Annotated in this window: 20 protein-coding genes and 3 tRNA genes; 13 read left to right on the top strand and 10 right to left on the bottom strand. The window is 60.6% G+C overall.

Annotated features, from left to right (window positions below; translation table 11 throughout):
- Positions 1-535: 535 nt before the first annotated feature.
- From OHL16_RS01080 to OHL16_RS01060, 5 genes are all read right to left on the bottom strand, one after another.
- On the bottom strand, positions 536-802 hold the full coding sequence (locus tag OHL16_RS01080) for a hypothetical protein (RefSeq protein WP_263365228.1): 267 nt from the start codon (positions 800-802) through the stop codon (positions 536-538).
- 335 nt (positions 803-1,137) lie between these two features.
- A complete protein-coding gene (locus OHL16_RS01075) occupies positions 1,138-3,678 on the bottom strand; it encodes a glycoside hydrolase family 95 protein (protein ID WP_263365227.1) in 2,541 nt (846 codons plus the stop codon).
- A gap of 155 nt (positions 3,679-3,833) precedes the next feature.
- The gene (locus OHL16_RS01070; protein WP_263365226.1) at positions 3,834-4,253 is read right to left on the bottom strand and encodes a VOC family protein; all 420 of its coding nucleotides are present in this window, start codon (positions 4,251-4,253) and stop codon (positions 3,834-3,836) included.
- 140 nt (positions 4,254-4,393) lie between these two features.
- Complete coding sequence (locus tag OHL16_RS01065) at positions 4,394-5,857, bottom strand: ATP-binding protein (protein ID WP_263365225.1); 1,464 nt, start codon at positions 5,855-5,857, stop codon at positions 4,394-4,396.
- A gap of 22 nt (positions 5,858-5,879) precedes the next feature.
- Positions 5,880-7,526 carry a response regulator gene (locus tag OHL16_RS01060; RefSeq protein ID WP_263365224.1) on the bottom strand — a complete coding sequence of 549 codons (1,647 nt, stop codon included), beginning with the start codon at positions 7,524-7,526 and terminating at the stop codon, positions 5,880-5,882.
- Between the two features lie 240 nt (positions 7,527-7,766).
- On the opposite strand from OHL16_RS01060, the gene OHL16_RS01055 reads away from it, so the two are divergent.
- Entirely contained in the window at positions 7,767-8,423 is a 657-nt protein-coding gene (locus OHL16_RS01055) for a response regulator transcription factor (RefSeq protein WP_263365223.1), read from the top strand.
- A gap of 74 nt (positions 8,424-8,497) precedes the next feature.
- Here OHL16_RS01055 and pruA read toward each other — a convergent pair whose 3' ends face one another.
- The gene (gene pruA, locus OHL16_RS01050; protein ID WP_263365222.1) at positions 8,498-10,135 is read right to left on the bottom strand and encodes an L-glutamate gamma-semialdehyde dehydrogenase; all 1,638 of its coding nucleotides are present in this window, start codon (positions 10,133-10,135) and stop codon (positions 8,498-8,500) included.
- Between the two features lie 548 nt (positions 10,136-10,683).
- Between pruA and OHL16_RS01045 the strand changes: the two genes are divergently transcribed.
- From OHL16_RS01045 to OHL16_RS01035, 3 genes are all read left to right on the top strand, one after another.
- Entirely contained in the window at positions 10,684-10,953 is a 270-nt protein-coding gene (locus OHL16_RS01045; RefSeq protein WP_263365221.1) for a hypothetical protein, read from the top strand.
- Between the two features lie 75 nt (positions 10,954-11,028).
- Positions 11,029-11,105 (top strand) — tRNA-Arg (locus OHL16_RS01040).
- A 136-nt stretch (positions 11,106-11,241) separates the two neighbouring features.
- Positions 11,242-11,318, top strand: a tRNA-Arg gene (locus OHL16_RS01035).
- Between the two features lie 181 nt (positions 11,319-11,499).
- Here the strand turns inward: OHL16_RS01035 and OHL16_RS01030 are convergent.
- Positions 11,500-13,173 (bottom strand): S53 family peptidase, encoded by a 1,674-nt coding sequence (locus tag OHL16_RS01030; RefSeq protein WP_263365220.1) that lies wholly within the window; start codon positions 13,171-13,173, stop codon positions 11,500-11,502.
- A 141-nt stretch (positions 13,174-13,314) separates the two neighbouring features.
- On the opposite strand from OHL16_RS01030, the gene OHL16_RS01025 reads away from it, so the two are divergent.
- The 7 genes from OHL16_RS01025 (at position 13,315) to coaA (ending at position 19,690) form a co-directional block, all read left to right on the top strand.
- Positions 13,315-13,391, top strand: a tRNA-Arg gene (locus OHL16_RS01025).
- Positions 13,392-13,533: 142 nt separating this feature from the next.
- Positions 13,534-14,004 (top strand): hypothetical protein, encoded by a 471-nt coding sequence (locus OHL16_RS01020; RefSeq protein WP_263365219.1) that lies wholly within the window; start codon positions 13,534-13,536, stop codon positions 14,002-14,004.
- Between the two features lie 275 nt (positions 14,005-14,279).
- Positions 14,280-15,554: a Fe-S-containing protein gene (locus OHL16_RS01015; protein ID WP_263365218.1), complete on the top strand. Its 1,275-nt coding sequence runs from the start codon at positions 14,280-14,282 to the stop codon at positions 15,552-15,554.
- An 8-nt stretch (positions 15,555-15,562) separates the two neighbouring features.
- The gene (locus OHL16_RS01010; protein WP_263365217.1) at positions 15,563-16,891 is read left to right on the top strand and encodes an ABC transporter permease; all 1,329 of its coding nucleotides are present in this window, start codon (positions 15,563-15,565) and stop codon (positions 16,889-16,891) included.
- Positions 16,888-17,997 carry an ABC transporter permease gene (locus OHL16_RS01005; protein ID WP_263365216.1) on the top strand — a complete coding sequence of 370 codons (1,110 nt, stop codon included), beginning with the start codon at positions 16,888-16,890 and terminating at the stop codon, positions 17,995-17,997. Before OHL16_RS01010 ends, OHL16_RS01005 begins: the two co-directional genes overlap by 4 nt.
- 13 nt (positions 17,998-18,010) lie before the next feature.
- Positions 18,011-18,745 (top strand): ABC transporter ATP-binding protein, encoded by a 735-nt coding sequence (locus OHL16_RS01000; protein ID WP_449506055.1) that lies wholly within the window; start codon positions 18,011-18,013, stop codon positions 18,743-18,745.
- 12 nt (positions 18,746-18,757) lie between these two features.
- Positions 18,758-19,690: a type I pantothenate kinase gene (coaA, locus tag OHL16_RS00995; protein ID WP_263365214.1), complete on the top strand. Its 933-nt coding sequence runs from the start codon at positions 18,758-18,760 to the stop codon at positions 19,688-19,690.
- 12 nt (positions 19,691-19,702) lie between these two features.
- Here the strand turns inward: coaA and OHL16_RS00990 are convergent, their stop codons facing one another.
- Both OHL16_RS00990 and OHL16_RS00985 read right to left on the bottom strand, forming a co-directional pair.
- Entirely contained in the window at positions 19,703-20,560 is an 858-nt protein-coding gene (locus OHL16_RS00990; protein WP_263365213.1) for an NAD(+)/NADH kinase, read from the bottom strand.
- 98 nt (positions 20,561-20,658) lie between these two features.
- Positions 20,659-21,417, bottom strand: a complete 759-nt coding sequence (locus OHL16_RS00985; protein ID WP_263365212.1) for a TlyA family RNA methyltransferase — start codon at positions 21,415-21,417, stop codon at positions 20,659-20,661.
- Positions 21,418-21,662: 245 nt separating this feature from the next.
- On the opposite strand from OHL16_RS00985, the gene OHL16_RS00980 reads away from it, so the two are divergent.
- Positions 21,663-22,229: a sigma-70 family RNA polymerase sigma factor gene (locus tag OHL16_RS00980; RefSeq protein ID WP_263365211.1), complete on the top strand. Its 567-nt coding sequence runs from the start codon at positions 21,663-21,665 to the stop codon at positions 22,227-22,229.
- A complete protein-coding gene (locus OHL16_RS00975) occupies positions 22,226-23,113 on the top strand; it encodes an anti-sigma factor (protein WP_263365210.1) in 888 nt (295 codons plus the stop codon). The genes OHL16_RS00980 and OHL16_RS00975 overlap by 4 nt, the downstream gene beginning before the upstream one ends.
- Before the next feature lie 29 nt (positions 23,114-23,142).
- Here the strand turns inward: OHL16_RS00975 and OHL16_RS00970 are convergent, their stop codons facing one another.
- Positions 23,143-24,495, bottom strand: a complete 1,353-nt coding sequence (locus OHL16_RS00970) for a YncE family protein (protein ID WP_263365209.1) — start codon at positions 24,493-24,495, stop codon at positions 23,143-23,145.
- Positions 24,496-24,498: the final 3 nt, after the last annotated feature.

Here is a 24,498-nt window from a genome sequence, read left to right as displayed (position 1 = left end):
TGCTTAAAGCAGGCCGCGTGACAGAACCACGTCTGCCACTTTCCACTCTTGGGCGTGACTACGACATGACAAGGATCGCAGTCCGAATCTTGAATGCCCTTCCCACAAAAACAACACGGACCCCATTGAATGTTCACCGGCGGTTCGCTCATGCCAGCCATGCTCTCACGCATACAGCAGGCCTACAAGCTCTTCCAAGCTCCATACGTGGTCGCTGAGGCCAGCAAACTTGACCATTACCCGAGATTCTTCCGTTTGCCCCGATTAAGAGCACGGTTATTGACGAGTGACCGGCAATACGGAAGTTATGCCGAGGGCGGGCAAACCCGGCTCGTCGATTTATGAGATAGGTTCTAAGCTGTTTCGCAGTTGCCCCCCGTTGCCTTTCTTGTTGTCATCCCGGAGGGATCCGCTTCCGAGCGGGTGCCCCACAGCCTGCCCTGAGCTTGCCGAAGGGTCTCGCTTCTGAGACGTGGATTTCCAGGCTGTCCATCGCTTCTCAACTCTGAACGTAGCACTTGGGTGGGCTGCGGCCTTAGTAGCCGATCTTCCGGCGCACAACAATATCCGTACCGGGCCAGAGGAGCTCCTTGATTTCTTCGATCTTATGTGGCGGCACTTCCAGCCGGATCAGCACTCTTTCTACCTGAGGCCAATCCCTGCAGAAAACTGCACCGTCGCCATCCGGATCGCTGAGTTCATATCCCTCATTGGAATGCCTGATGGTGAACGAGTGCGCCCATCCAAGAATGGAGCGTATCGCCACCGCGCGTACTGCCGTTTCTCCACGATCAGCAGACATGTCTCTGACTCCTCGTCCCCCGAGGCTATTGGAATCGATCATGGCGCGCCATCCCCCAACCGAGCTACCGGATTTCCACAGAAATCTTGTCAAGCCCTCAAACCAACTAACTCAATCAGAATAAACAATTTATGAGTGGCAGAGCAGTTTCCCCAACTTGCTACAATAGAAATAGATCCAAGCCCCGGGCCTTCCGGGGCTTTCTCACTTAGCCACAACCCATTTGTTTGGAATACTTTACAAGTAAACCGTTTGAATGGAAGACCTTACAACGGAAGTACTACATCAAACCACATAGAATGAAGACTTGCACAATAACCGGGGGGGAGGGTACCTCACGCGAAGTTCAGCCGATACGACACTCCCGCCTTCACCGGTAGCACAATCTCATCCGGAGTATCCGCCGGCATGGGAGACATTGTCGGTGGAAAGACCGCGGCGACCCTCTGTCCCTTGGGAGCAATAATGCGATGCGTAAGATCCAGCTTGGCCCTAAGGGTCGCGGTCGTCGCCTTGCCGTTCTCCCACGCGAGGTCGACCTCAAGCCCGCCCCGGGCGCGCAGTCCGCGGAACGATCCGGTCGGCCACGCCTTCGGCAGCGCCGGCAGCAGGCGGATGACGTTCCCGGTCGCACTGGGCCCGCGAGTGTGAGCCGGATCAGCGTTCGACCCGCTCGCATGGGACTGTAGCAGCATCTCCACCATGCCGGTCGGGCCGCCAAGGTTGCCGTCCATCTGGTACGGCGAGTCCTCTTTGACGCCGCAGATGTCGAAGAGATTAGCCCGGGTCGAGTCCCGCAGCAGCGCAAGCAGATTCTGGTAAGCAGCGTCGCCGTCGTCCAGCCGCGCCATGCAGCAGACGATCCACGCACGCGACCAGCCCGTGCTGCCGCCGCCCGCGGCCAGCCGCCGGTCGAGCGTCACACGTGCCGCTTTCGCGTAGTGCGGCGTGCGGTGCGGTGAAATCTGGTCGTCCGGAAAGAGCGCGAAGAGATGCGAGATGTGACGATGCCCCGGTTCGTGATCGGCATAGTCCTGCTGCCACTCCTGCAGATTGCCTGCCTTGCCGATCTGAAACGCCGGCAGCCGAATCAATGCCGTCCGCGCGCGGGTATAGAGGTCGGCATCGGCCGTAGCGTCCCAGTCCGCAGACGCCGCCAGCAGATCCGAAGACTGCAGCAGCCTGGACAGAACAGCGCGTGTGATCTCGATGTCCATCGTCGGAGCCATGCACAGGTTCCACGAACTGCCGTCGGGAAGCTGATACTTGTTCTCCGGCGAGCACGAAGGCCCCGTGAACAGATGTCCGCTCTCCGGGTCTTCGACAAGGTAGTCCAGCAGAAACAGCGCATTCTCGCGCAGCCGAGGATATGCACGATCGCGCAGAAAGGCGTAGTCGCCCGAGTAGTCGTAGTGGTCCCACAGATGCAGCGAGAGCCACGCAGCTCCCATCGGCCAAACGCCGCCGCCGATCCCATCGACCGGCACAGAGTCGCCCCAGATGTCCGTGTTGTGATGGACGACGTAGCCGCGCCCGTCGTAGTAGCGCTGAGCAGTAAGGTAACCGGGAGTGCGAGTGCGATCGATCAGATCGAACAGCGGCACGTGGAACGCAGGCAGATTCGCGCGCTCGGCCAGCCAGTAGATCATCTGGATGTTAATGTTGATGGTGTACTTCGATCCCCAAGGAGGATCGACCGCCTCGTTCCAGATGCCCTGCAGGTTCGCCGCAAGCGTGCCCGGCCGCGAGCTCGAGATGAGCAGATAGCGGCCGAACTGGAAGTAGATGTTGAGCAGACCGAGATCTTCGCCGCCCTGCTTCACCCGATGAAGCCGCTGGTCCGTCGGCACGTTGGCATTCGCGTCCCGCGCTGGGCCAAGCGAGATCTCGGCTCGACGGAAGTAAATCCGATGATCGACAACATGTCGGTTGCGCAGATCGAGGTACGGACGCGAAGACGCGGCAAGCAGATTCGCCGCCACAGCAGCGCGCATGGCGCTGTCTCCCTCGGGATAGCGATAGCTTGTCGCGCAGTCGAGCAGCAGCGTCACCGCCGTCGCGTTGGAAACTGAGAGCGCATCGCCATGCGTGGAGACCGAGCCGTCGGTGATCGAAGCCAGCAGCTCAGCGTAGTAGCGTACCCCAATCTGGCGCTCCTTCACTTGCTGCCCAGGATTGTCATTCACCGGCAGCGCCTCGCCGAAGAGCGTGATGCGGTTCTGCGCCGCAGCCGCAGTCTTGAAGTTCGCTGGACGGTCTAGCGTCGCTGTGAAGCTCAGCTTGCCCGGCTGGCTCGCGGTGAAGCGCATCACGATCACCTGATCGGGAGCCGAGCTGAAGACCTCGCGCGTGTAAAGAACGCCCTGGTGGGTGAAGGTGGTCGCGACGATCGCTGTATCCAGATTGAGTTCGAGCCTATAGTCGGTGACCCCTTCCATCGTGCCGAAGTCCAGATGCAGATCGCCGAGTGTCTGATAGCAGGGCATGCGGCGTGGGATGGCAAGGAAGTCCGTGAGCGCCAATACCTCAGCCTCGCCGAGCTGCCCGGCGAAGAGCAGCTCGCGCATCTTCTTGACCGCTGCGCCCGCATTGGGGTTGTTGCGGTCACGCACCTCACCATCCCAGATCGAGTCCTCGTTGAGCTGGATGCGCTCCTTCGCCGGATTGCCAAAGACGCAGGCTCCAAGCCGGCCATTGCCGACCGGCAGCGAATCAGCCCAGTTCGCCGCCGGCTGACCGAAGAAGAGTTTGTAAGGTGTCGCGTCGTCGGCAGGCGAGGGCTCCTGCGCCGCCGCGAAGACGCCCCCCTGAGACAGTACAGTGGCGGCAGCAGCAGAAGTAGCAAGAAATCGACGGCGGGTGGTGCGGTTGCTCATTCCATATCCCCTTGAATCTGTGATGCAATCCATGCCGCCCGAGCCAACTCATTATGGACGAGCGCAGGCATCGAAATGGCCGATCCGAAAGGAACCGGCCACCAGAACCACACAGGGATGATTCTAGAAGGAAGGAGGCGGCGGCCAGCTCACGACTATGTCGCGAAGAGCTGACCGATATCAGCAAATGCCTTGAACTCAAGCGCGTTGCCCGCCGGGTCAAGAAAGAACATCGTGGCCTGCTCGCCGACCTCGCCTTTGAAGCGAATGTAGGGTTCGATGATGAAGGTGATGCCTGCGCGACGCAGCCGGTCCGCGAGCGCCTCCCACTGGTCCATCGTAAGCACGACACCGAAGTGAGGTACAGGAACGTCACATCCATCTACGGGATTATGGTGCGTCTTCTCGCGGCTGGATGACGGTTTCAGATGAGCGACGATCTGGTGGCCGAAGAGATCAAAGTCGATCCACTGGGAGGAGCTGCGGCCTTCAGGACAACCGAGCGTGGATCCATAGAAGTGTCTGGCAGCGTCGAGATCATCGACAGGAAAGGCGATATGGAATGGGTTGGGCATGCGCGGCCGAATCTCCTCCAGCCAAATGATAGCGTGCAGAAGCCTCGCCAACGTGTTTGGTTCATCGCGCTGATTAACTCGCGGCGGAGTCAGCGGCGAGAAAAGCTCTCGTCGTAACCACGGAGTCTGCGGAGGCAAGCCTACTTTTCTGGTGTGGCGCTGGGGATGCGAACGACGAACTCCGTATTCCCCGGCATGGAAGAGAAGTGAATGGAGCCGTGGTACTGCTCGACGATGCGATGGACGATTCCGAGTCCGATGCCGGTGCCAACGCCGATGGGCTTGGTTGTATAGAAAGGATCGAAGATATGCGCCTGGCACTCGATGGGGATGCCTAGGCCGTTGTCGCTGATGCTGATGCATATGTCCGTACGCGAATGGGCAGGTTCGGCGGACGCCTTCTCTGCCCAGGTGCGTACGCCGATGCGGCCGCCCTGAGGAAGAGCGTCGATGGCATTATCAAGCAGGTTGGTCCAGATCTGGTTGAGCCCGGTGCCGTCGCTGAGAAGCGGAGGAAGGTCGGCCGCAAAGTCCTTTTCGAGCACAATCTCCTTCTCGCGCAGCTTGTGGCCGAGAATGACGAGCGTGGCGTGGATGCTCTTGTTTACGTCGACGGCCTGGTTTTTGGCTTTCCCCTCATAGGCGTAAGACTTAACGGCGTAGATGAGGTCGGAGACGCGGCCAATGCTCTCTTCGATGGTGCCGACGAGCTGCATGCTGGAGACGAGAGCGTCAAGCCAGCTGAGAGCGTCGGAGAGCGTGGAGCCGGAAAACGCATGCTGGGCGCACTCGAGCTGGTGCGCACTGAGCCCTGCGGAGACCAGCGTCGGAGCCATCTTCCATGCATTCTCAATGTTGTGTGCTTCGAGCCACTCGGCCAACGCCTCTTCGGCATCGCTCTGCTCGATGGAGTTCATGAGAACAGGATGGCCTCCAGCTAGGGCATGCTCCTGAAGGTCAAACATGCACTCCTTCTGCTCATGCGTCATCTCTGTCTTGCTGAAGCGAGCGGAGATTTCGTGTAGCCGGAGCAGATTCTCACGAAGCTGCGAGGCGGCGCGGCGCGCGGCAGTACCGGGGTTATTGAGCTCGTGCATGAGACCTGCCGCAAGCGTGCCGAGAGAGGCCATCTTCTCCTTCTGCACCGTGAAGCTCTGCAGCTTCTGAATACGGCTGGCCATGTTGCTCAGAATTGCCGTGCGTGCCCCCGGACAGGTGGTCATGAGATTCCAGAAGGAATCTTCATCCAATTGCGCGAGACAGCAATGGCCTGCTGCACGCAGGCTGGCAGCGTTCGGAATGTTGGCGAGCAAAGGGACCTCCCCAAAGGAATGGCCAGCGCTGACGGAGGTAAGCGCTATCTCCTCGCCCTCCGGAGTTGTCTGATAAAACGTAATGTCGCCTTCAAGAAGTATCCAGAAGTAGTGAGCGGCCTCACCCTGACGGGCGAGGAAATCGCCCGCCTCAAGGCAAACCTCTTCGACACCCTTAAGACAGCGAATGTCATCGTCTTTGACCGAAGACAGAATGGGAGCTTTACGCAGCTTCGCAAAGAGCGCTTCGTTGATCTGCTGGCTGGGGACGATCTGGGTTTGCTCGCTCATTGTTGTCTCGCAGGAATGCCTTTCAAAGTGTCGCTAAATACTGATGCACAAACTGAATGGCGATGGAGCCTTCGCCAACGGCTGAGGCACATCGCTTGACGGAGTTGTAGCGAACGTCTCCGGCGACAAAGACACCGGGGACGCTCGTCTCAAGAAGGTATGGATCGCGGTCGAGCTTCCATGCCGCGGGAGCCTTGGTTTTGAGGTCGGGTCCCGCAAGGATGAATCCCCTACCATCAACGGCGATCTCCTTCGGGAGCCAGTCTGTCTTGGGAGCAGCTCCGATGAAGATAAACACGGAAGAGGCAGGTCGCGTCTCCTCGCCCTTTGGAGTCTTGAGGGTCAGGCTCTCGAGATGGCTGTTTCCACACATCGAGGTAATCTCCGAGCAGGTCTCGACGATGATATTGGGCGTGGCTGCAATCTGGTCGATGAGGTACTTTGACATGCTCTTCGTCAGCGAATCGCCGCGAACCAGCATGTGGACCTTGTTGGCGTAGCGGGCGAAGTGCATCGCAGCCTGCCCTGCGGAGTTGGCGCCTCCGACGATGTAGACGATCTCATCGGCACAGGAGATCGCCTCGGCTAGCGCCGCGCCGTAGTAGACGCCGGCTCCCGCCAGCTGATCTGCACCGGGGACGTCGAGCTTGCAGTAAGCGACCCCAGTCGCAATGAGGCAGACGTGGCAGGTAATCTCCTGGTCATCCGCCATACGAACGATCTGGTACTGGTTGTCGCGGCGGATAAAGGTGACGTGTTGTGCCAGAAACTCCGCCCCGAGCCGCTGCGCCTGAATATAAGCGCGATCGGCAAGCTGAGCGCCGCTAAGCCCCTGAGGAAAGCCGAGGTAGTTCTCAATCCGCGAAGAGGAACCAGCCTGGCCGCCGACAGCCTCGCCTTCGACGATCAGAGTGCTCAGGCCTTCGGAGGCCGCATAGACGCCTGCTGCCAGACCTGCCGGGCCAGCGCCCACAATCACGACGTCGTAGAACTTCTGCTGGGCCTGTCTGGGCATGCCGAGCTTGGTCGCAAGATCGTTCGATGAGGGCTGAACGAGCGCGGTGCCGTCGCCGAAGATCACAACGGGAAGCCGCGTATCATCGAGACCTTTTCCCTTCAGGAGGTCAACGGCCTCAGGATGCTGTTCAGGGTTCAGCCACAGGTAGGGAATGCGATTGCGGGACAGGAACTCGCGGACAGCATGGTCGGTAGAGGACCAGCGTGTGCCAACCACCCGAATGCCTTCAAAGGGAGGTTTATAGCCCCGCTTCCACGCCTCAAGAAGGTCGTCGAGGACTGGATACAGCTTTTCCTCCGGCGGATCCCATGGTTTGTTGAGGTAGTAGTGGATCTTGGCTGCGTTGATCGCCCGGATGGCGGCCTCTGTGTCTGCATAGGCCGTCAGCAGGACGCGTTTGGCCTCGGGATAGATCTTGATCGCCTGCTCAAGAAAGTCGACGCCGGTCATGCCTGGCATGCGCTGGTCTGAGAGGAAGAGAGCGACGATGTCGTTACGCTCTTTGAGTTGGCGGCAGATGTCCAGAGCAGCCCCGCCCGAGGCGGCACGCAGGATGCGGTAGTCCTGTCCGTAGTGTCGGCGGAGATCCTGGACCACGGCTTCAAGGACGCTGGTGTCGTCGTCAACAGCAAGTAAGATGGGCTTCGGCATACCCTTGTTATACTTCGCGAACGTGTAAAAGACACATCCGCGTAAGATTGGATTATTCCCGAAACCCCAAGGGTTCAAAAAAGCAAAGCTGCGTAAGCTATTGATGTTCTTGGCTCTGGGCAGCAGGTATCATGGCGTTACTTTGTCCGAATTTGAGACAGGCCACATCGTCCGCCACTCTCTGCCGATGAGAAGAGTGCGGGCAACAGAATCCCGCCGCAGGAGATACGTACGAGGGATATGAACCGACTCATTCTGGCGGACAATCAGACGATCTTCCGGGCCGGCGCGGCGCGCGTGCTGGCACTGGAGGACGACATGCGCATCGTTGCGCAATGCGAGGACCTGGCAAAGCTCTGGACTGCAGTTGAAGGGCTGCGAGGCTCAATAGTGATCGTCGGCTCAAGCCTGAAACCCGATGTCCCTGCGCTGGCCTCGAAGGCAGAGAGCCTCGGCAGCCATGTCGTACTCGTCACGGAGAACTCCGAGCCGCTCCCAGACGGGACGGCGCAACAGTTGGCCGGCGTTATGCAGCGGAACGCGAGCGGGGCCGATCTGCTGGAGTGCGTGCGGCTGGTGGCTCGCGGAGAGCGGTATGTGCAGCGCTCCAATGTAACGACGATCCGTGCCTCGGACAACGTCGGCGCTCGTGTGCGCGCCAGGCTGACTCCGAAGGAGATGCAGATCGTCGCCCTGATCGTGCAGGGCTGCAAGAACAAGGAGATCGCGCTGCAACTCTGCACCAAGGAGCAGGTCATCAAGAACTATCTTCGCGGCATCTACGATAAGACCGGCGTCTCAGACCGGCTGGAGCTTGCGCTGTTTACCATCCATCACCGAGTTCTGGCTGAGGCGGCTGCAAAGGCCGGCGACCTGATCGAGATGAGGTCTGCCTGATCTCCCTTGAAGCGGCTAAGACGACACGGGGGCTGCCAAATCGGCAGCCCCCGTGTCGTTTCGTTCCCTTGCGACTACATGCCCATATGGTCGGCCTGTGGGTCAGGCGCCGGCGCGCCGCCGAGCCGTTCGCCGACGCTCTTGGCCTGCGTGAAGAGCAGGAGATAATCGGGGCCACCGGCCTTGGAGTCGGTCCCGCTCATGTTGAAGCCTCCGAAAGGATGAGCGCCGACCATCGCTCCGGTGGACTTACGGTTGAGGTAGAGGTTGCCGACGTGGAACTCCTCCGAGGCGCGGTCGAGTCTCTCGCGTGAGTTGGAGTAGATGGAGCCGGTGAGACCGTATTCCGTGTTGTTTGCGATCGAGAGCGCCTGGTCGAAGCCCTGCGACTTGATGACCGCCAGCACCGGGCCGAAGATCTCTTCGAGCGCGATGCGGGCCGTCGGTGCGACGTCGGCGATGACCGTGGGAGCGATGTAATAGCCTCCTTCGGACGTCTCGACGGCGTGGCCTCCGTTGAGGACACGGCCTTCGGTCTTGCCGATCTCGATGTAGTTGAGGACCTTCTTGTAGGCCTTCTCGCTGATGACAGGACCGGTGTAGACGTTCTTCACAGGGTCGCCGGTCTGGATGGCCTTGACGCGCGCCTGCAGGCGGTCGCAGAAGACGTCGTAGATGCTGGCGTCGACAATGGCGCGGGAGCAGGCGGAGCACTTCTGGCCGTTGAAGCCGAAGGCGCTGGCGACGACGCCTTCAACGGCAGCGTCGAGGTCGCAATCGGCATCGACGATGATCGAATCCTTGCCGCCCATCTCGAGGATGGTGCGCTTGATGAAGATCTGGCCGGGCTGCGTACGCGCGGCACGCTCGTGGATCTCGAGACCAACTGCTTTGGAGCCGGTGAAGGCGATGAAGCGTGTCTGCGGGTGCTCGACGATGGCGGAGCCGAAGTCGGGTCCTTCGCCAGGGCAGAGATTGACGACGCCGCTGGGCAGGCCGGCCTCTTCGAGCACTCCCATGTAGAGCGCGGCCACTGTGGGCGCGTCCACCGAGGGCTTGAGAACGACAGTGTTGCCACAGACGATGGAGGCTGCTGTCATTCCCGCCATGATGGCGAAAGGAAAGTTCCACGGTGGAATGACGGCTCCGACGCCGAGCGGAATGTAGCGGAGCTGGTTGCGCTCGCCGGGAAACTGGATTGGCGTCTTCGCCTGATCGAGACGAAGAGCCTCGCGACCGTAGAACTCGAGGAAGTCGATGGTCTCGCCGACGTCGGCGTCAGCCTCGCCCCAGTTCTTGCCTACCTCGAAGGTGAGCCAGGCGCAGAACTCGAACTTGCGCTCACGGATGAGGTCAGCGGCGCGGAAGAGCAGTGCGGCGCGCTGGGCGACGGGCGTGCGGCTCCACGCAGGGAACGCGGCAAGCGCGGCCTGCATAGCGCCTTCAGCGTGCTCGGCTTCGGCGCGCTGGTGGATTCCGACGACCTGCGTGGGCCGAGCCGGATTGACGGAGCGAATCTTGCCCGCGGTCTTCAGGCGGCGGCCGCCAACGATCATGTCGTACTCGCGACCGAGTTCGCTCTCAACTTTGGCGAGGGCGGCCTCGATGGCGCGATTGTTTTCAGCTAGAGAGAAGTCGACGAAAGGCTCGTTGGCGAAGGGTGTCTGCGCGGTGCGCGCAGTCGAGGGAGGGGCGATATCTGCGGTTGCCATAACACCTAATTTTAGCGCGGCAGCGAGAGGCTCGTTCGGGCACCCCCCGTTAGACCCCCTCCCCCCGGTCGAAGCGGCTAAACCTTTTCCCACCATGGAGTTACCGAGATTTTTCGGTGCAAAAATATTCAATCTAAATGGGTTATGGGTAAAATATTAAAAACAAAAGGCTTATATATACAAAGGTAAAGCCCCGGAGTTGCTCCGGGGCTTCAAGTCTGTCTCTGTTTCCATTTTAGCAATCCGGCAGAAACTACTCTGTCACGGAGATCATGCTTGTTTTGTTTGTGTTAGGCGGATTAGGGGCTTGACAGGATTTCTGTGGAGAACTTGTCGGCGGGTCCGCAGGTCAGCGGAAAGCGGATGTGGTGAGAAGCGGGTTTCTCCACTCACAGTAGAAAGAGCGCTCGCGGGACCCATTCGACTTCGCTCAGGGCAGACTGCTGCCGCGTAGACCGCAGCGGTGAGAGCACCTGCAACCTCGATGGCGGGGAACTGCCGCGACTCAAGGAAAACTGGCGTGAGGTGCGCTGCTATCATCGTTAGGTATGACACAGCTTGATGTTCTGTATCGCTACGGAGTGCCTCCTACCGAGGCTTCTGCGCTTGCCGTTGCGCGGGTGCGCGAGGTGTATGGAGTGCGACGGATCGAGTTCGATGAGGCAGCAAAGACGATTCGTGTGGAGTATGACGCGACGCGGCTGAATGAGCCGATGATCCATGAGCTTCTGCGGCGTGCGGGATTGGATCTGATCGAGCGCGTGGTGCTGGCCGCTCCTCCGGCGCCTGTGCCCACTCCCGCTCCGGCTGCGTCGTAACCCGTATCTCAAAAATTGAGAATGTGAAATACCCGCTGTTGCGGGTAAGATGTGTGGGGCTTCCCTGCCCATGCCGCGCCCGTAGCTCAGTTGGATAGAGCATCTGGCTTCGAACCAGAGGGTCGGGAGTTCGAATCTCTCCGGGCGCACCATTTCTTCGTACTCTGCAAGGGATGCGACAGAGTACAGAGCATCACTTATCGGCTTCAGAGCAGGGATTCACAGGGTGAAGGGTTGCCCTGAAACGCTAAATCCGGTATGTTTAGAAGGTTGCATCTAATGCAATGTGCGCCCGTAGCTCAGCTGGATAGAGCAACTGGCTACGAACCAGTAGGTCGGGTGTTCGAATCACTCCGGGCGCACCATAATTCCCTCCTCCCCCACAGTCAAACGACAAAAGACGACCGCGGATTGTCGCGGAACAGCGCGGATTTGACTGCCTCGACTTAGTGTTCATGCCATCGCCTGATCTAGAAATACGCCATACATACAAAGGGCCCGAATCGTGTGAGATCCGGGCCCTTTCTTCATGATCTGGACGAGGTGTTACGGTGCCAAGGTGTAGATCAATCCGCTCCCGTTCGGGCTTCCCCAACCGGTCACCAGGTCATAGCCCTTCTGGCTGGAGTAGCTGCCGTTCGAGCCGCTGGTGATGTCGTGGAAGTTGGTGCCGTAGCTCGATCCCAGCCCTATCTGGTAGAGCGTTGGATTGATGAAGCCGAGCGTGCCCAGGCCGTGCGCCACAGACTGTTGATTCGCGAGCGCGAGATAGCCGGCCCATCGCGGCGCAGCGAAGCTCGTTCCTCCCCATCCTCCGGCACAGGTGCCGTTGTAGCAGATGAAGTTGTCTGTATTCCCTTCAGCAGCGACGTCCGGACTGTTGCGATAGATCGTCGATCCTCTGTTGGCCGTGGTGATGACCCCGGAGGTCTTCTGGTAGCTGGGGATCGCAATCTTATTGGGAGAGACTCCACCGCCGCTAGAGCTCCACGCTGTCTCCGACTTCCACGGGCCGCCGCCCCCTGAGGTGGTGAGGTCCGTGCCGCCCACGGACGTGACATAGGGGTCGTCAGCCGGATAGACGAATCGAGACCTCTTGCTGTATGCACCGCTGTCGCCTGAGGCGACAAACAGATTTTGTCCTTGTGCTGCAAACTCCTTGAAGATCGGATCGTCACTGGTGGGATCGGCGGGGCTCCATCCCCAAGAGCAGCTAAGGGACTTGGAGATGTTGTCCGTCGCCATCCTATTGAACATACTTACGTCGCTTGTGTCCGACACGTAGACTCGAACGGAACTCAACGCCGGTGCCATGGAGATTGCCACTTCGATGTCGAGCACTTGCTCGGTGTCATCACAGCTTCCCGTGCAGCTCAGACTGGAGCCGTCGGTGGATACACCTACGACGGGAACCGTGAGCGGCTGCCCCACCCTGCTGAAGTAGTTGTTGACGTCGTTTATGTTGTAGCCCGCGAATTCGAGCAGACCAACGGACTGGCCGCTACCCGTAAGCGCCGAACCACCATAGTAGGCCACACGCATGTCGCTGCCGAGAAAATAGCCATTAGGTCCTGAGCCCGTTGCCGCCGGACCGCTCTTCACCTCGGGCTCATGCCTGAGGCTTGCTGGATGGGGAATGGAGAAGTTGTCGAGTCCGCTGACGTGCCACAACGGAGTCGATAGATCCGCCGTCGGTTCGCGGTCCGGAGCGTAGAACGTGCGGGCCTCTGTTGGGTGCTGATAGACGTTCAATGCGACGTGGAATGCTCGCTCAATATTCGCTACCGGTCCGACGACATTGACGAGCATCCGGTTTGGAGTGGTACCGGTCACCGTCAGGCCGTTCGCTTGCGCAAAATGAATCACCGCGTCGTAGTCTTGCTTCGACGGTGCGAACCGCTCGGTGAATTGCTCCACGCTGAGGAACTGGTGGTAAGAGGAGCTGTTCCGATCGTAGAGCTGTTGCAATTCCTCATCCAGCTGAGCCTCGTTGCGCAGAGGCAGAGCAATGTCCAGCCGCAAAATCTGCGTAGCGGAAAGCCTGCCCACGTGGGCCGCCTGCCCGCTGGAGACGGCGTCTCGTGTATGGTGCGTCAGCATTGCCTTTGGTTGGGCGTGGGCAGGGGCCATCGCCAACAGGAAGAAGAACATGCTTGAAAACAGCATCGAAGATTCTGCACGTGCTCCAGTGACCACACTGCTCGTATTGGATCGCTTCATCCTTGCGCTCCTTTTGACTGAACTAAGAATCTCGCTGACCTTCGGCAGCGACGATACCCATTCAAAACGAGCCCGTCAATGTGAATTTTTCACGCTTGCCAGTTAGTTGGAGTCGCCGGCGTAGTCGATGCGCCGCAATGTGCGCCCGTAGCTCAGTTGGATAGAGCAACTGGCTACGAACCGGTAGGTCGGGAGTTCGAATCTCTCCGGGCGCACCATCTCCTCACTTCTAGTTCAGACAAGTCATCGTATCGTCGAGATTGTCTTCGTGTATCTTGCAAGTAGAGCGGTGTCACGCGGAGGAATGCCTTGCGAAGAGCATGGGAACGAGGACGAATCGCGGTCCTGTGCGTAGGAATTATGGCGTTGTTGCCCCGGTCTCTGCATGCCGCTCTCTTTCAGACGACTCAGGCGAGTGCAGAAAAATCACCGAAAGCTTCATCTGTGGTGTACGTCAACAGGCGGTATGGCTTTCGCTTCAGCCTTCCGGCGAGTTGGAAAGGTTACTCCATCCTCGGAGGAGAATGGCGCGGTGGCATTCCTGCAACAAATGAAACGACTGAACGAGGTCCCGAGATTACAATCAGGCACCCGCTGTGGACCGAGGATCATCCTCGCCAAGACATTCCGATTATGGTGTTTACGCTTCGCCAGTGGGCGCTGATTCGTCAGGATAAGCTGATTATGAGCGCAGCCCCGTTCGGACCTGGCGAGATCGGGAGAAATTCCAAGTATGTCTTCGCTTTACCCCCTCGGTTCGACTATGCCTTTCCGACCGGATATGAAGAGGTAGAAAAGATCGTCCAAAGTAAGCCTCTCCATCCATTCTGAGCGAGTGTTGGGTCAGTTAGTCGCCGGGCACGTGACAAGCATCGCCGAGGTAATTTCCGCGGCTGATTCCGGATAGCGGAATCCAACCTAACTGCGGAACTTGCCGATTATCGTCGGTTTAATTCACGACTAAATTAGTCCGAGTGATTGACGACTAAATTGGTCCTCTTTAGACTGATAGGTGGAAGCCAGACGGATAGGACGCCCCGCAAGTTGGCGTTGCAGGCCGTTTCCGGGCGGTCTCCGTCAAGCTTCGAGAGGAAGAGAAGCACCTTATGCTGCAGGCATTTATCATCACGCTCCGCGAGGGTGTGGAGGCGTCGCTGATCGTCGGAATTGTCTTCGCCTACCTGACGAAGATTGGCAGAAACGAGCTGAAGAAGACGGTCTTCTGGGCGATGGGGGCGGCGATAGCGGCGAGCGTGGCGGGCGCGGTGGTGATGTCCCGGATGCAGCTCAATACCGACATCTTCGAGGGCTGGGTGATGCTGGCCGCCGCGTTCTTTGTCGTCAGCATGATCTGGTTCATGCATAGGGCGGCGCGGACGATGCGCGGGAACATCGAGCAGAAGGTCGCGAAGTATACGGGGGCGGATGGCGTCTCAAAGCTGGGGTTGTTCTTCTTCGTGTTTCTGCTGGTGCTGCGCGAAGGCGCGGAGACGGTGCTGATTCTGTCGGCAGTGACGCTGAACTCCACCGAGTTGCTTAGCTTTACTGGGACGCTGCTGGGGATTGCGGTGGCGGTCGTGTTCGGCGTGCTGTTTGTGCGTGGGAGCGTGAAGATCAACCTGCAGCGGTTCTTCCGGGTGACGACGGTGATTCTGTACTTCGTCGCGTTCCAGCTCGTCGTGAGCGGGCTGCATGAGTTGAGCGAGAACGGCGTGCTGCCTTCGAGCACGACGGAGATGCGGCTGATTGGGCCGATCGTGAGGAACGACTTCTTCTTCTTCGTGACGATGCTGGCGCTGGCGGGACTGATGGTGCTGCTGGAGTACAGGCGGCGGGCTCCGGTGACTTTGGCTGCCGATGCGACTGCTGCGGACAAGCGCAGGGCGCAGTGGAGCCAGCGGCGCGAGAAGATGTGGATGAATGCGGTCGTGGTGACTAGCTTCGTGTTCATCTTCCTGTCGACGGCGGAGTTCATCTATGCAAAGAGCACGACGGCGCTTAGCCCGACGACCGCTGTGACGCTGGTGGGGAGCCAGGTGACGGTGCAGACCTCGGAGGTCACCGACGACAAGCTGCACCGCTATGGCGTGCATGTGGACGACGGCAAGGGCGGGAGCGTTGAGGTGCGGTTCCTGCTGTTCAAGAAGCCGGATGGCAATATCGTGGCGGTGGGCGATGCGTGCAGGATCTGCGGGCCGGTTGGGTTCTACATCGGCAGCCAGGGGATTACCTGCAAGATGTGCGCGTCGCCTCTGAATGCGTCGTCGATGGGGCAGGAGGGCGGGTGCAATCCGATTCCGCTGAAGAGCTCGATCGCAAGTGGGATTGTGACGATTCAGGCAGCGGATTTGAAGGCTCTGGCTCCGGTGTTTGAGCGCTAGGTGGGGCAATGTTCTTTCGTCTTTTGATGGAGAGCTTCAGACGGCAGCGGCGGCGGAAGACGCTGGCGGGGCTGGCGATTCTGCTGGGAACGACGGCCGTGACGGCGATGCTCGCACTGGCGACCTCGATTGGGGACCGGATTCACCAGGAACTGGCCGTCTATGGTGCGAACATCGTGGTTTACCCGAAGGCTGATCTGCTGGATGTGAAGGTGGGTGGGGTGGATGTAAAGCCCGCTTCGGGTGGGGCTTATCTTCACGAGAGTGATTTGAAGAAGCTGCGGGGGATCTTCTGGGCGAACAATATTACGGGGGTTTCGCCGGAGCTGCCGCTGCGGGTGCTGGGGGCGACGCCTGCGGGTGAGATAGTCGACGCTCCAGGTGTGGGGCTGTGGTTTGATCATGCGCTGAGCAATGGCGGCGCCGCACTGACGACCGGCGCTGTGGCGCTTCATCCGCTGTGGAAGCTGAGTGGAGCATGGCCGAAGGAAGAGGTGTCAACCGCGACCTCGACTGACGTTGTGATTGGAAGCGCGCTGGCTTCGCGGCTCGGGCTGAAGATTGGGGACGTGATCGAGACGGCGAAGGAGGCCACTTCGCCAACGGCGCCGAAGGGATTTTCGCTGCGGATCGTAGGGGTTGTTTCGACGGGCGATGCGATGGATGGCGCTGTGCTGATGCCGTTGAGTGCGGCACAGAGAATCCTGGGGGCTCCGGATGCGGTGCGGCGCGTTGAGGTGAGCGCGCGGACAAAACCGGAGGATACGTTCGCGCGGAAGAATCCCGATGCGATGTCGCCGCAGATGAAGGAGATCTGGTACTGCAGGCCTTATGCGAACTCGATTGCTTATCAGATTCGTGAGACGATTCCGGGGGCAGAGGCGGAGCAGGTGCGGCGGGTGGAGCAGAGCGAGGGCACGGTGCTGGCGCGCATCAGCGGGCTGATGTGGCTGGTAAGTGTGGCGGCACTGCTCGCGGCTGGGTTTGCGGTGAGTGCGGCGATGGCTACTGCGATTCTGGAGCGGCAGGGAGAGATTGGGCTGATGCGGTCGCTGGGTGCGAGCAAGGGCGCGATTGCGATGTTGTTCTATGCCGAGACGGGGATTCTGGCGTTGCTTGCAGGTGGGATGGGGTATCTGCTGGGCTCAGGGCTGGCGGCGTGGCTGGGGGCGAGGATCTTTGCGGGGGACGGGGCGGCGAATGTCGCGGCGCTGAATCCTGTGCTGCTGCCGGTGGTGGTGGCGCTGGCGCTGGTGGTAGCGGCGGCGGGAAGCACGCCTTCGATTCGGTCGGCGCTGAGGATGGACCCGGCGGCGATTCTGCGGGCGGACGTATGAGCACGCGGCTGGGGTTTGCGGCGATTCTGCGGCGGTCGCTGGTGCATCGGCGAGCGAGGAGCCTGTCTGCGCTGGTGGCGATGACGGTTTCGGCTGCGGTGGCGACGGCATTGCTGACGCTGTATGCCGATCTCGATGCGAAGCTGCACAAAGAGTTCCGGAGCTTTGGGGCAAACGTGGTGGTGACGGCTCCGAGCGACGGCAAGGGATTGCCGGCGGATGCGCTGGCCCGTGTGAAGAGCGCTGCGGGAAGCGATGCCCTGGCGGCGGAGTTTGGCTATGCGGTGGCGACGACGGACCGCGGGACTTCTGTTGTTGTCGCGGGGACGGACTTCGACGCAGTGAAGAAGCTCGACGCGTGGTGGCAGGTGGATGCGTGGCCTTCAGCCAGCGATGCGGACGCGGCGCTGCTGGGACAGCGGGCAGCGGAGTTTGTCGCGGATGAGAAGGCCGTGACGCTCACCTATGCGGACAAGCCGCTCACGTTGCATGGCAGGGGGCGTCTGCGGACGGGAAGCGACGAGGACAGCCGGATTTATATGCCGATGGCAGCGTTCACGGCGTGGACCGGTGCGGGGCCGAGCGTGATTGAGGTGCAGGTTCCGGGTGGAGCGGCGCAGGTTGAAGCCACGATGGCGCGGCTGCATGCGGCGCTGCCGGAGATGAAGGTGGATGCGGTTCGGCAGCTTGTCGAGGGCGAGTCGCGGATCGTCGATAAGACGCATGCGCTGATGTACGGAGCGGTGTTGCTGATTGCGCTGACGGTCGCGGTGAGCGTGCTGGCGACTTTGTCGGCAAGCGTGCTTGAGAGGCGACGGGACTTTGCGTTGATGAAGGCGCTGGGTGGGTCGCAGATGCAGTTGATGGCGATGTTTCTGCTGGAGGCGCTGGTGCTGGCGCTGGCGGGAGTGGCGGCGGGTTTTGCAGTTGGCTCCGCGGCGGCGTGGGGGATCAGCCAGTTGAACTTCCATACCTCTTCCCTGCCCACGCTGCGGGTTTTGCCGCTGGTGCTGCTGCTGAATGTGCTGATTGCGGTGATGGCGTCGCTGTTTCCGCTGCGGGTACTGCGCGGATTGCAGCCGGCGGCGCTGCTGAAGGGCGAGTGAGAGAATGGATGCGGTGAGGGAAAATCCGATCGATCTGGAGACGCGGCCCGGCTGCGCGGTGATTGCGCTGCATGGTGTGACCCGGGAGTATACGGGCCACGCGGGCGTCGTGCGAGCGCTCGACCATGCCTCGTTTTCGATTGTGGCGGGCGAGTGGGTCGCGATTACGGGGCCTTCGGGCTCGGGCAAGAGCACGCTCGTCAATCTGATCGGCTGCCTCGACCGGCCGACTGAAGGACAGTTGTACATTGACGGCGCGGATGTGGCAGCGATGTCGGCGACGGAGTTGGACCGGTTTCGCGCGGACAAGATCGGATTTATCTTCCAGCAGTTTCATCTGATTCCCTATTTGTCTGCTCTTGAGAATGTGATGCTGGCGCAGTACTTCCACTCGATGACGGACGAGGCAGAGGCAAGGGCGGCGCTGGAGCGCGTGGGGCTGGCCGAGCGGGCAGAGCATCTGCCAAGCGAGCTTTCCGGAGGCGAGCAGCAGCGGGTGTGCATCGCGCGGGCGCTCATCAACAATCCGCCGATTCTGCTGGCCGATGAGCCTACAGGGAATCTGGACGCGGCCAACCAGACGATCGTCGCGGACCTGCTGAAGAACCTTCACGCGCAGGGCCATACAATTGTGATTGTGACGCATGATCCGGAGATGGCGGCGCTGGCGCAGCGGAAGATTGCACTAAGCCATGGCAAGGTCTTCTGCCACCCAGTGGGCGGGCCAGTTGTTACACTGCGTCGGTAGATTGATTCGTCCATGACCGCCATCGGGAACGCTACCAGCCCCTTTCGATACTTCAGCCGGGAAGAGTGGACAGCGCTGCGGGCCAACACTCCGATGTCTCTCTCGGACCAGGACGTTGCCGCGCTGCGTGGGCTGCACGACGGGCTCTCGCTGACGGAAGTTGCCGAGATGTATCTTCCGCTGTCGCGGTATCTCTCGCTTCATGTAAAGGCCGCGCATGGGCTTGTTGAAGCCCAGAACGAGTTTCTGGGATGGCAGGCGATCCATTCTCCTTTTGTGATTGCAATTGGGGGCAGCGTGGCGGTGGGCAAGAGCACCTTCGCCCGCGTACTGCAGGCGCTTCTGTCACGGTGGCCCGAGCGGCCCAAGGTTGCGCTGGTGACGACTGACGGCTTTCTCTTCCCCAATGCAGTTCTTGAAGAGAAGAGCCTGATGAAGCGCAAGGGGTTTCCGGAGAGCTATGACATTCGCAACCTGCTGAATTTTCTGCATGCGGTGAAGGCGGGCGACGAGGTGGTCGAGGCGCCGGTCTATTCGCACCTGACATACGATATCGTCTCCGGCGAGCGGCAGATCGTGAGGCGGCCGGACATTCTGATCTTCGAGGGGCTCAATGTGCTTCAGGCTCCGCATGGAGCTTCCGTGATTGCGTCGGACTTCTTCGATTTTTCGGTGTATCTCGACGCGGAGGAGACGGACATCGAGCGGTGGTACGTCGAGCGGTTCCTGCTTCTTCAGCACACGGCCTTCCAGAATCCTCACTCGTACTTCTACCGCTATCGCGAGCTACCGAGGGAAGAGGCCGTACAGACTGCCCTGAGGATATGGCGGGAGATCAATCTGCCTAACCTGAGAGAGAACATTCAGCCGACACGCCAACGCGCCGATCTGATTCTGCATAAACACTCGGACCACTTGATTCGGGGTGTGTGGCTGCGGCAGTAGTGCTGGAACTCGCTAGCGCTCGCCCCAGCTTAGTTTGCTGCGTAGGACGTTGAAGAGACCATTGCGGCTCGGGCGGAGGAGGCGGACTTTACGGTCTGAGCGGCGGCAGATGACCTCGTCGCCCAACTGGAGCTCGACGGCCTGCTGCCCGTCTACGGTGAGATAGTTGAGCTGGGGGACGCCCTCGATGTGGATGGTGACGGTGGAGTCGCCGGGGACTACAAAGGGGCGTACGGTGAGCAGATGGGGACAGATGAGCGTGACGACGAGCGCGTTCACGGTGGGCATCACAATAGGCCCGCCGGCGGAGAGGTTGTAAGCAGTAGAGCCAGTGGGCGAGGAGACGATGATGCCGTCGGCGCGGAGGGAGGCGACGAACTGCTGGTCGATCTCAACCGAGAAGTCGGTCATGCGGGCAATGGCTCCCTTAGAGACGACAATGTCGTTGAGGGCGTCCCAGCGCTCGACGAGCTTGCCGCCGCGCCGGAGCTCGGCGTGCATCATGTCGCGCTGCTCGATGCTGGCGCAGTTGTCGCACCATGCTTCGAGTGCGGTGTAGAGGTCGGAGAGGGGAATTTCGGTAAGGAAGCCGAGCGAGCCCAGGTTGACGCCGAGGATTGGCGTGGGGGCCTGGCCGAAGGCCCGCGCGGCGGCCAGCAGCGTGCCATCGCCGCCGAGGACGATGACGACATGCGGATTATGGCTGGCAAGGTCGGGTCGACTGATAGGGTTGGGCGCGCCGACGTAGGCAGCGCTCTGCGGGTCGAGGAGAGCCTCGTAGTCATGTGCTTTGAGCCAGTCGAGCAGATCGTGCAGGATTTGGGCGAGTTCGGGCTTCTGAGGCTTCGAGATGATGGCTGCCTTGAACATTGATGTCTAGTTTACGGCACGGCCGCGGATCTTCACGGATGAGCGTTGATGGAAGGCATCGCACCAATCTTCGTGGCGATCCGGTTGCGGCTCGGGGATTACTCCCATCGCGCTTTCAGGAGGTACTCGTGGTTGCCCTCCATGCCCTGGATGGGGGAATCGATAACTTCGAGATCGGTTGCGCCTAGTTCGGCAGCACAGGCGGTTACTTTTTCGATTGCCTGCTTGCGGGCCTCGGGGTCGCGCACGATGCCGCCCTTGCCGATGTTGTGGCGGCCGACCTCGAACTGCGGTTTGATGAGGATGACGGCAGTTCCCTGCCAGCGCTGGCTGGATGTGCTGAGGGCCGCGATGACGGCGGGGAGGACAAGGGTTGCGGAGATGAAGGAGACGTCCATGGAGAGGAACGCCGGCGTGGGTGTGTTGGGCGAGAGGAGTTCGCCGGAGGTGAGCAGGCGGGCGTTGGTGCGCTCGCGGAGGGTGACGCGCGGGTCGTCACGGAGCTTGTGGGCGATCTGGCCGTAGCCGGTATCGACGGCGAGAACGGAGGCGGCTCCGGACTGGAGCATGCAGTCGGTGAAGCCGCCGGTGGAGGCTCCGATGTCGACGCAGGCGAGGCCGGTAAGGTCGATGCGCCAGTGGGCGAGGGCGTGCTCGAGCTTGAGGCCGCCGCGGCTGACGTATTTGAGATCGGAGCCGAGGAGGCGAATGGCCGCGTCGGCTGGGACGGGGGCTCCGGGCTTGTCGACGCGCTGCTCGTTGACGAGGACGCGGCCAGCGAGGATGAGGGCCTGGGCGCGCTCGCGGGAGGCGGCGTGGCCCTGGTCAACGAGGAGTTTGTCGAGACGGGTCTTCATGAATCCATTCCGATTGCTGTGCCGAAGGTGGACTTCGCGAACAGGTGCATCTTATTCATTCGTTATTCACTACTAAGGGTACATGCGGCGGAAGGCGTTGTTTGTGTGTGGGATAGGCGGACAAATTCAGTTAGAGTGACTAGGTAACGGAGTTGATGATAGCGGAATGGGATGTGTCCGAAAGAACGCGGGAACCGTAAAGACATTGGGCCGGAGCAATCCGGTGCAATGCGCGGGTGCGTTGTATGTATAGAGAGACGGGACTCGCGGGGACCTCGCCGGCTTCGCAGCAGGATGATGTCATCCTGCTGGCTCAGGTGCAGCGTGGCGATGAGCAGGCGATGGCAACGCTGTATGACCGGTACGCGAAGCTGGTGTACTCGGTGGCGCTGCGGGTTCTGCGCGACCCCGCCTCGGCTGAGGACATTCTTCAGGACGTGTTCATGCAGATCTGGAGGAATCCGGCGACGTTCACGGCGACTCGCGGCAGCCTGGGGGGCTGGCTGGTTGTCGTGTCGCGGAACCGGTCGATCGATGCGCTTCGGCGGAAGAGACCGGCAGAATCCGTCGATGAGGTTGCTCTGGCAGGTCCGTACGACCTGGCCAATGAGGCGGAACGCAATACCCTGATGGAGAAGGCGCGGGGCGTGATCTACAGGCTTCCGGTCGATCAGCGCAAGACGCTGGAGATGGCGTTCTTCGACGGCCTGACCCATTCGGAGATCGCAGAGATGACGGGCGATCCGCTGGGAACCGTGAAGACGAGAATACGCAGCGCGCTGACAACGTTGAGAAGGGCATTCCTGGCATGAACGCGACCAGACATTACGATTCGGACGATCTGGCACTGTACGCCATGCAGCTTTTCTCCAAAGAAGAGGCAGCGGAGATTGCGGCCCACCTTGCAGCTTGCGCCACATGCCGCCACCAGGTGGCAGAGCATCAGGGCGACCTGGCGATCTATGCGATGACGGCCGAGATGCACTCGCAGCCGGCACAGGCACGCGAGCGGCTGATGAAACAGGTCGCCCGCGAGAAGAAGGCTGTTCCGGTGGAGCGGCCGCCAGTTCCGGTGCCGTTTGAGAACACGCTACGCGGGCAGAATAGCTTCAGCAGGGGGTTGGGAAGCGGCAGATATCTTGACGAAGAAGAGGTCACTCCGCGACGGAATATCGCCGCGAAGGTGTTTCCGTGGGTGGGGTGGGCTGTGGCGGCGGGACTCGCAGTGACAGCAGGAAGCCTCTACCACGAGCGCCAGGCGCTGCGTGCCTCAGCGACGTTGCAGGCGGCGCAGATCGACCGGCTGAGCAGTGATGCGGCCGCGGCCAAACAGCTGGTCGATACGATGACCGATCCTACGGCCAGGCAGGTGACTCTGACAAAGGCTCCGGCGACGCAGACGCCTCCGCAGCCACAGGGGAGAGTGACCTATGTGCCGCGGAACGGCACGCTGATCTTTCTCGCCAGCAATATGGAGCCGCTGCAGACGTATAAGACTTACGAGCTGTGGCTCATTCCAGCCGACGGCCGCGATCCTATCCCGGCGGGGACGTTTCATCCGGATGATCGGGGGAACGCCAGCGTGATTCTACCTCCGCTGCCCAAGGGGATCGAGGCGAGGGCCTTTGGCATCACCGTTGAGGACGACGGCGGCTCACAGACCCCGACTATGCCGATTGTGATGGCGGGGAACTAGGGTTCTCACAGAGCTTTACTGCGATCGGGCTAGGGCTGCGTAACGCGAACCATCACTCCCTTACCCTGGAGGTCAACGGTGGTCTCGACCGCGTCGGTGTCAGTGCGTATGACGGTCATGGTGTTGGAGGTCGGCGACGTGACGTACACCTTTCCTGTGGGGGTTCCGGTGGTCGCGGCGATGAAGGTGGGGTTGGGTGTCCGGGGAACCGGGATCGTTGCAGTGACAGTGTTATAGGTGAGGTTGATCACCGAGACCGTGCTGTCATGCTGATTGATTACGTAGGCCTTGCTGCCGTCCTGCAGAACCGCGACCATGAGCGGATTCACTCCAACCTTGACGTTGGCGAGAACCTGGCCGAATCCATTGGCGTCGACCGGATTATTCGCATCGCAGTTCGGGTTGTTGGATAGCGCGGAGGCCGAGCAGAGCGGGATGTTGATGATACTGACTGAGCCGGGGTTGGTTCCATCGCCGGCATTGGCTACGACGAGTTCGTTGAGCGTTGGGGCAAGGTCAGCCCAAAGAGGCGCGGTGCCGACGACGATGGGGTTGGTGCTGCCGGCGGGTGCCGTGTCGAGCGCGTTGGTCTGCGCGTTGATGACCGAGACGGTTCCGTCGGTCTTGTTCATGATGAAGGCGCGCTTGCCGTCGGCGGTCATAACGCCGTAGACAGGTCCGTGGCCGACAGGAAGCGTGTTGGAGAGGCTTGAGCTCGACGATTCGATGGCGACGACCTGGCCATTGCCGCCCGAGGTGCTCTGATTGATGATGTACGCCCTGGCAGAGCCGGGAAAGCCGGCGATGTAAACCGGAGAGTAGCCCGTGGCGATGGGAAACTCCTGCTTGAGAGCTGACGGCGATCCCTGAAGCTGAGCCACGGCGTTTCGTCCGGGCTCCGTGATGTAGGTCGATCTGGAGTCGACGAAGATGTTTCCGGGATTCGCACCCGAGAGCAGCGTCGTCTGCAGGACATCCCTGGTCTGAAGCTGGGTGGAGATGTCGAAGCTGGTGAGGGTGCCGTCCTGGTTGAGCGTGTAGCCGGTGGTGCCGCCGCCGTTGAGCGAGAGCCAGTACGGGACGAGCCCGAGATTTGCCGTGATGAGGACGGAATCACCCGAAAAGTCGACGAATGTAACGATGCCTGGTGTCGTCGAGCTGGGACTGGAGACGGCGACCGCGAACTTCTGGGGCTGACCCGCCGGGCCGACCGGGTTGATAGAGGACACCACGGGACGGTACGTGTTCCCACATCCGGCGAGAGAGCCGAGGGCGACGACTGCCAGAGCGAATGTGGATGCGGTCCGGGCCCGAGACAGAATGGAGCGTCGGTTAGACCGTGGCTGGTTGGTTCCCTTTGCTGCGATACGGACTAGATACAAAAC

The sequence above is a fragment of the Edaphobacter bradus genome (assembly GCF_025685645.1).
GTDB lineage: Bacteria > Acidobacteriota > Terriglobia > Terriglobales > Acidobacteriaceae > Edaphobacter > Edaphobacter bradus.
Note: the sequence above shows the minus strand (reverse complement) of the source record. Positions and strands in the feature narration are given on the sequence as shown.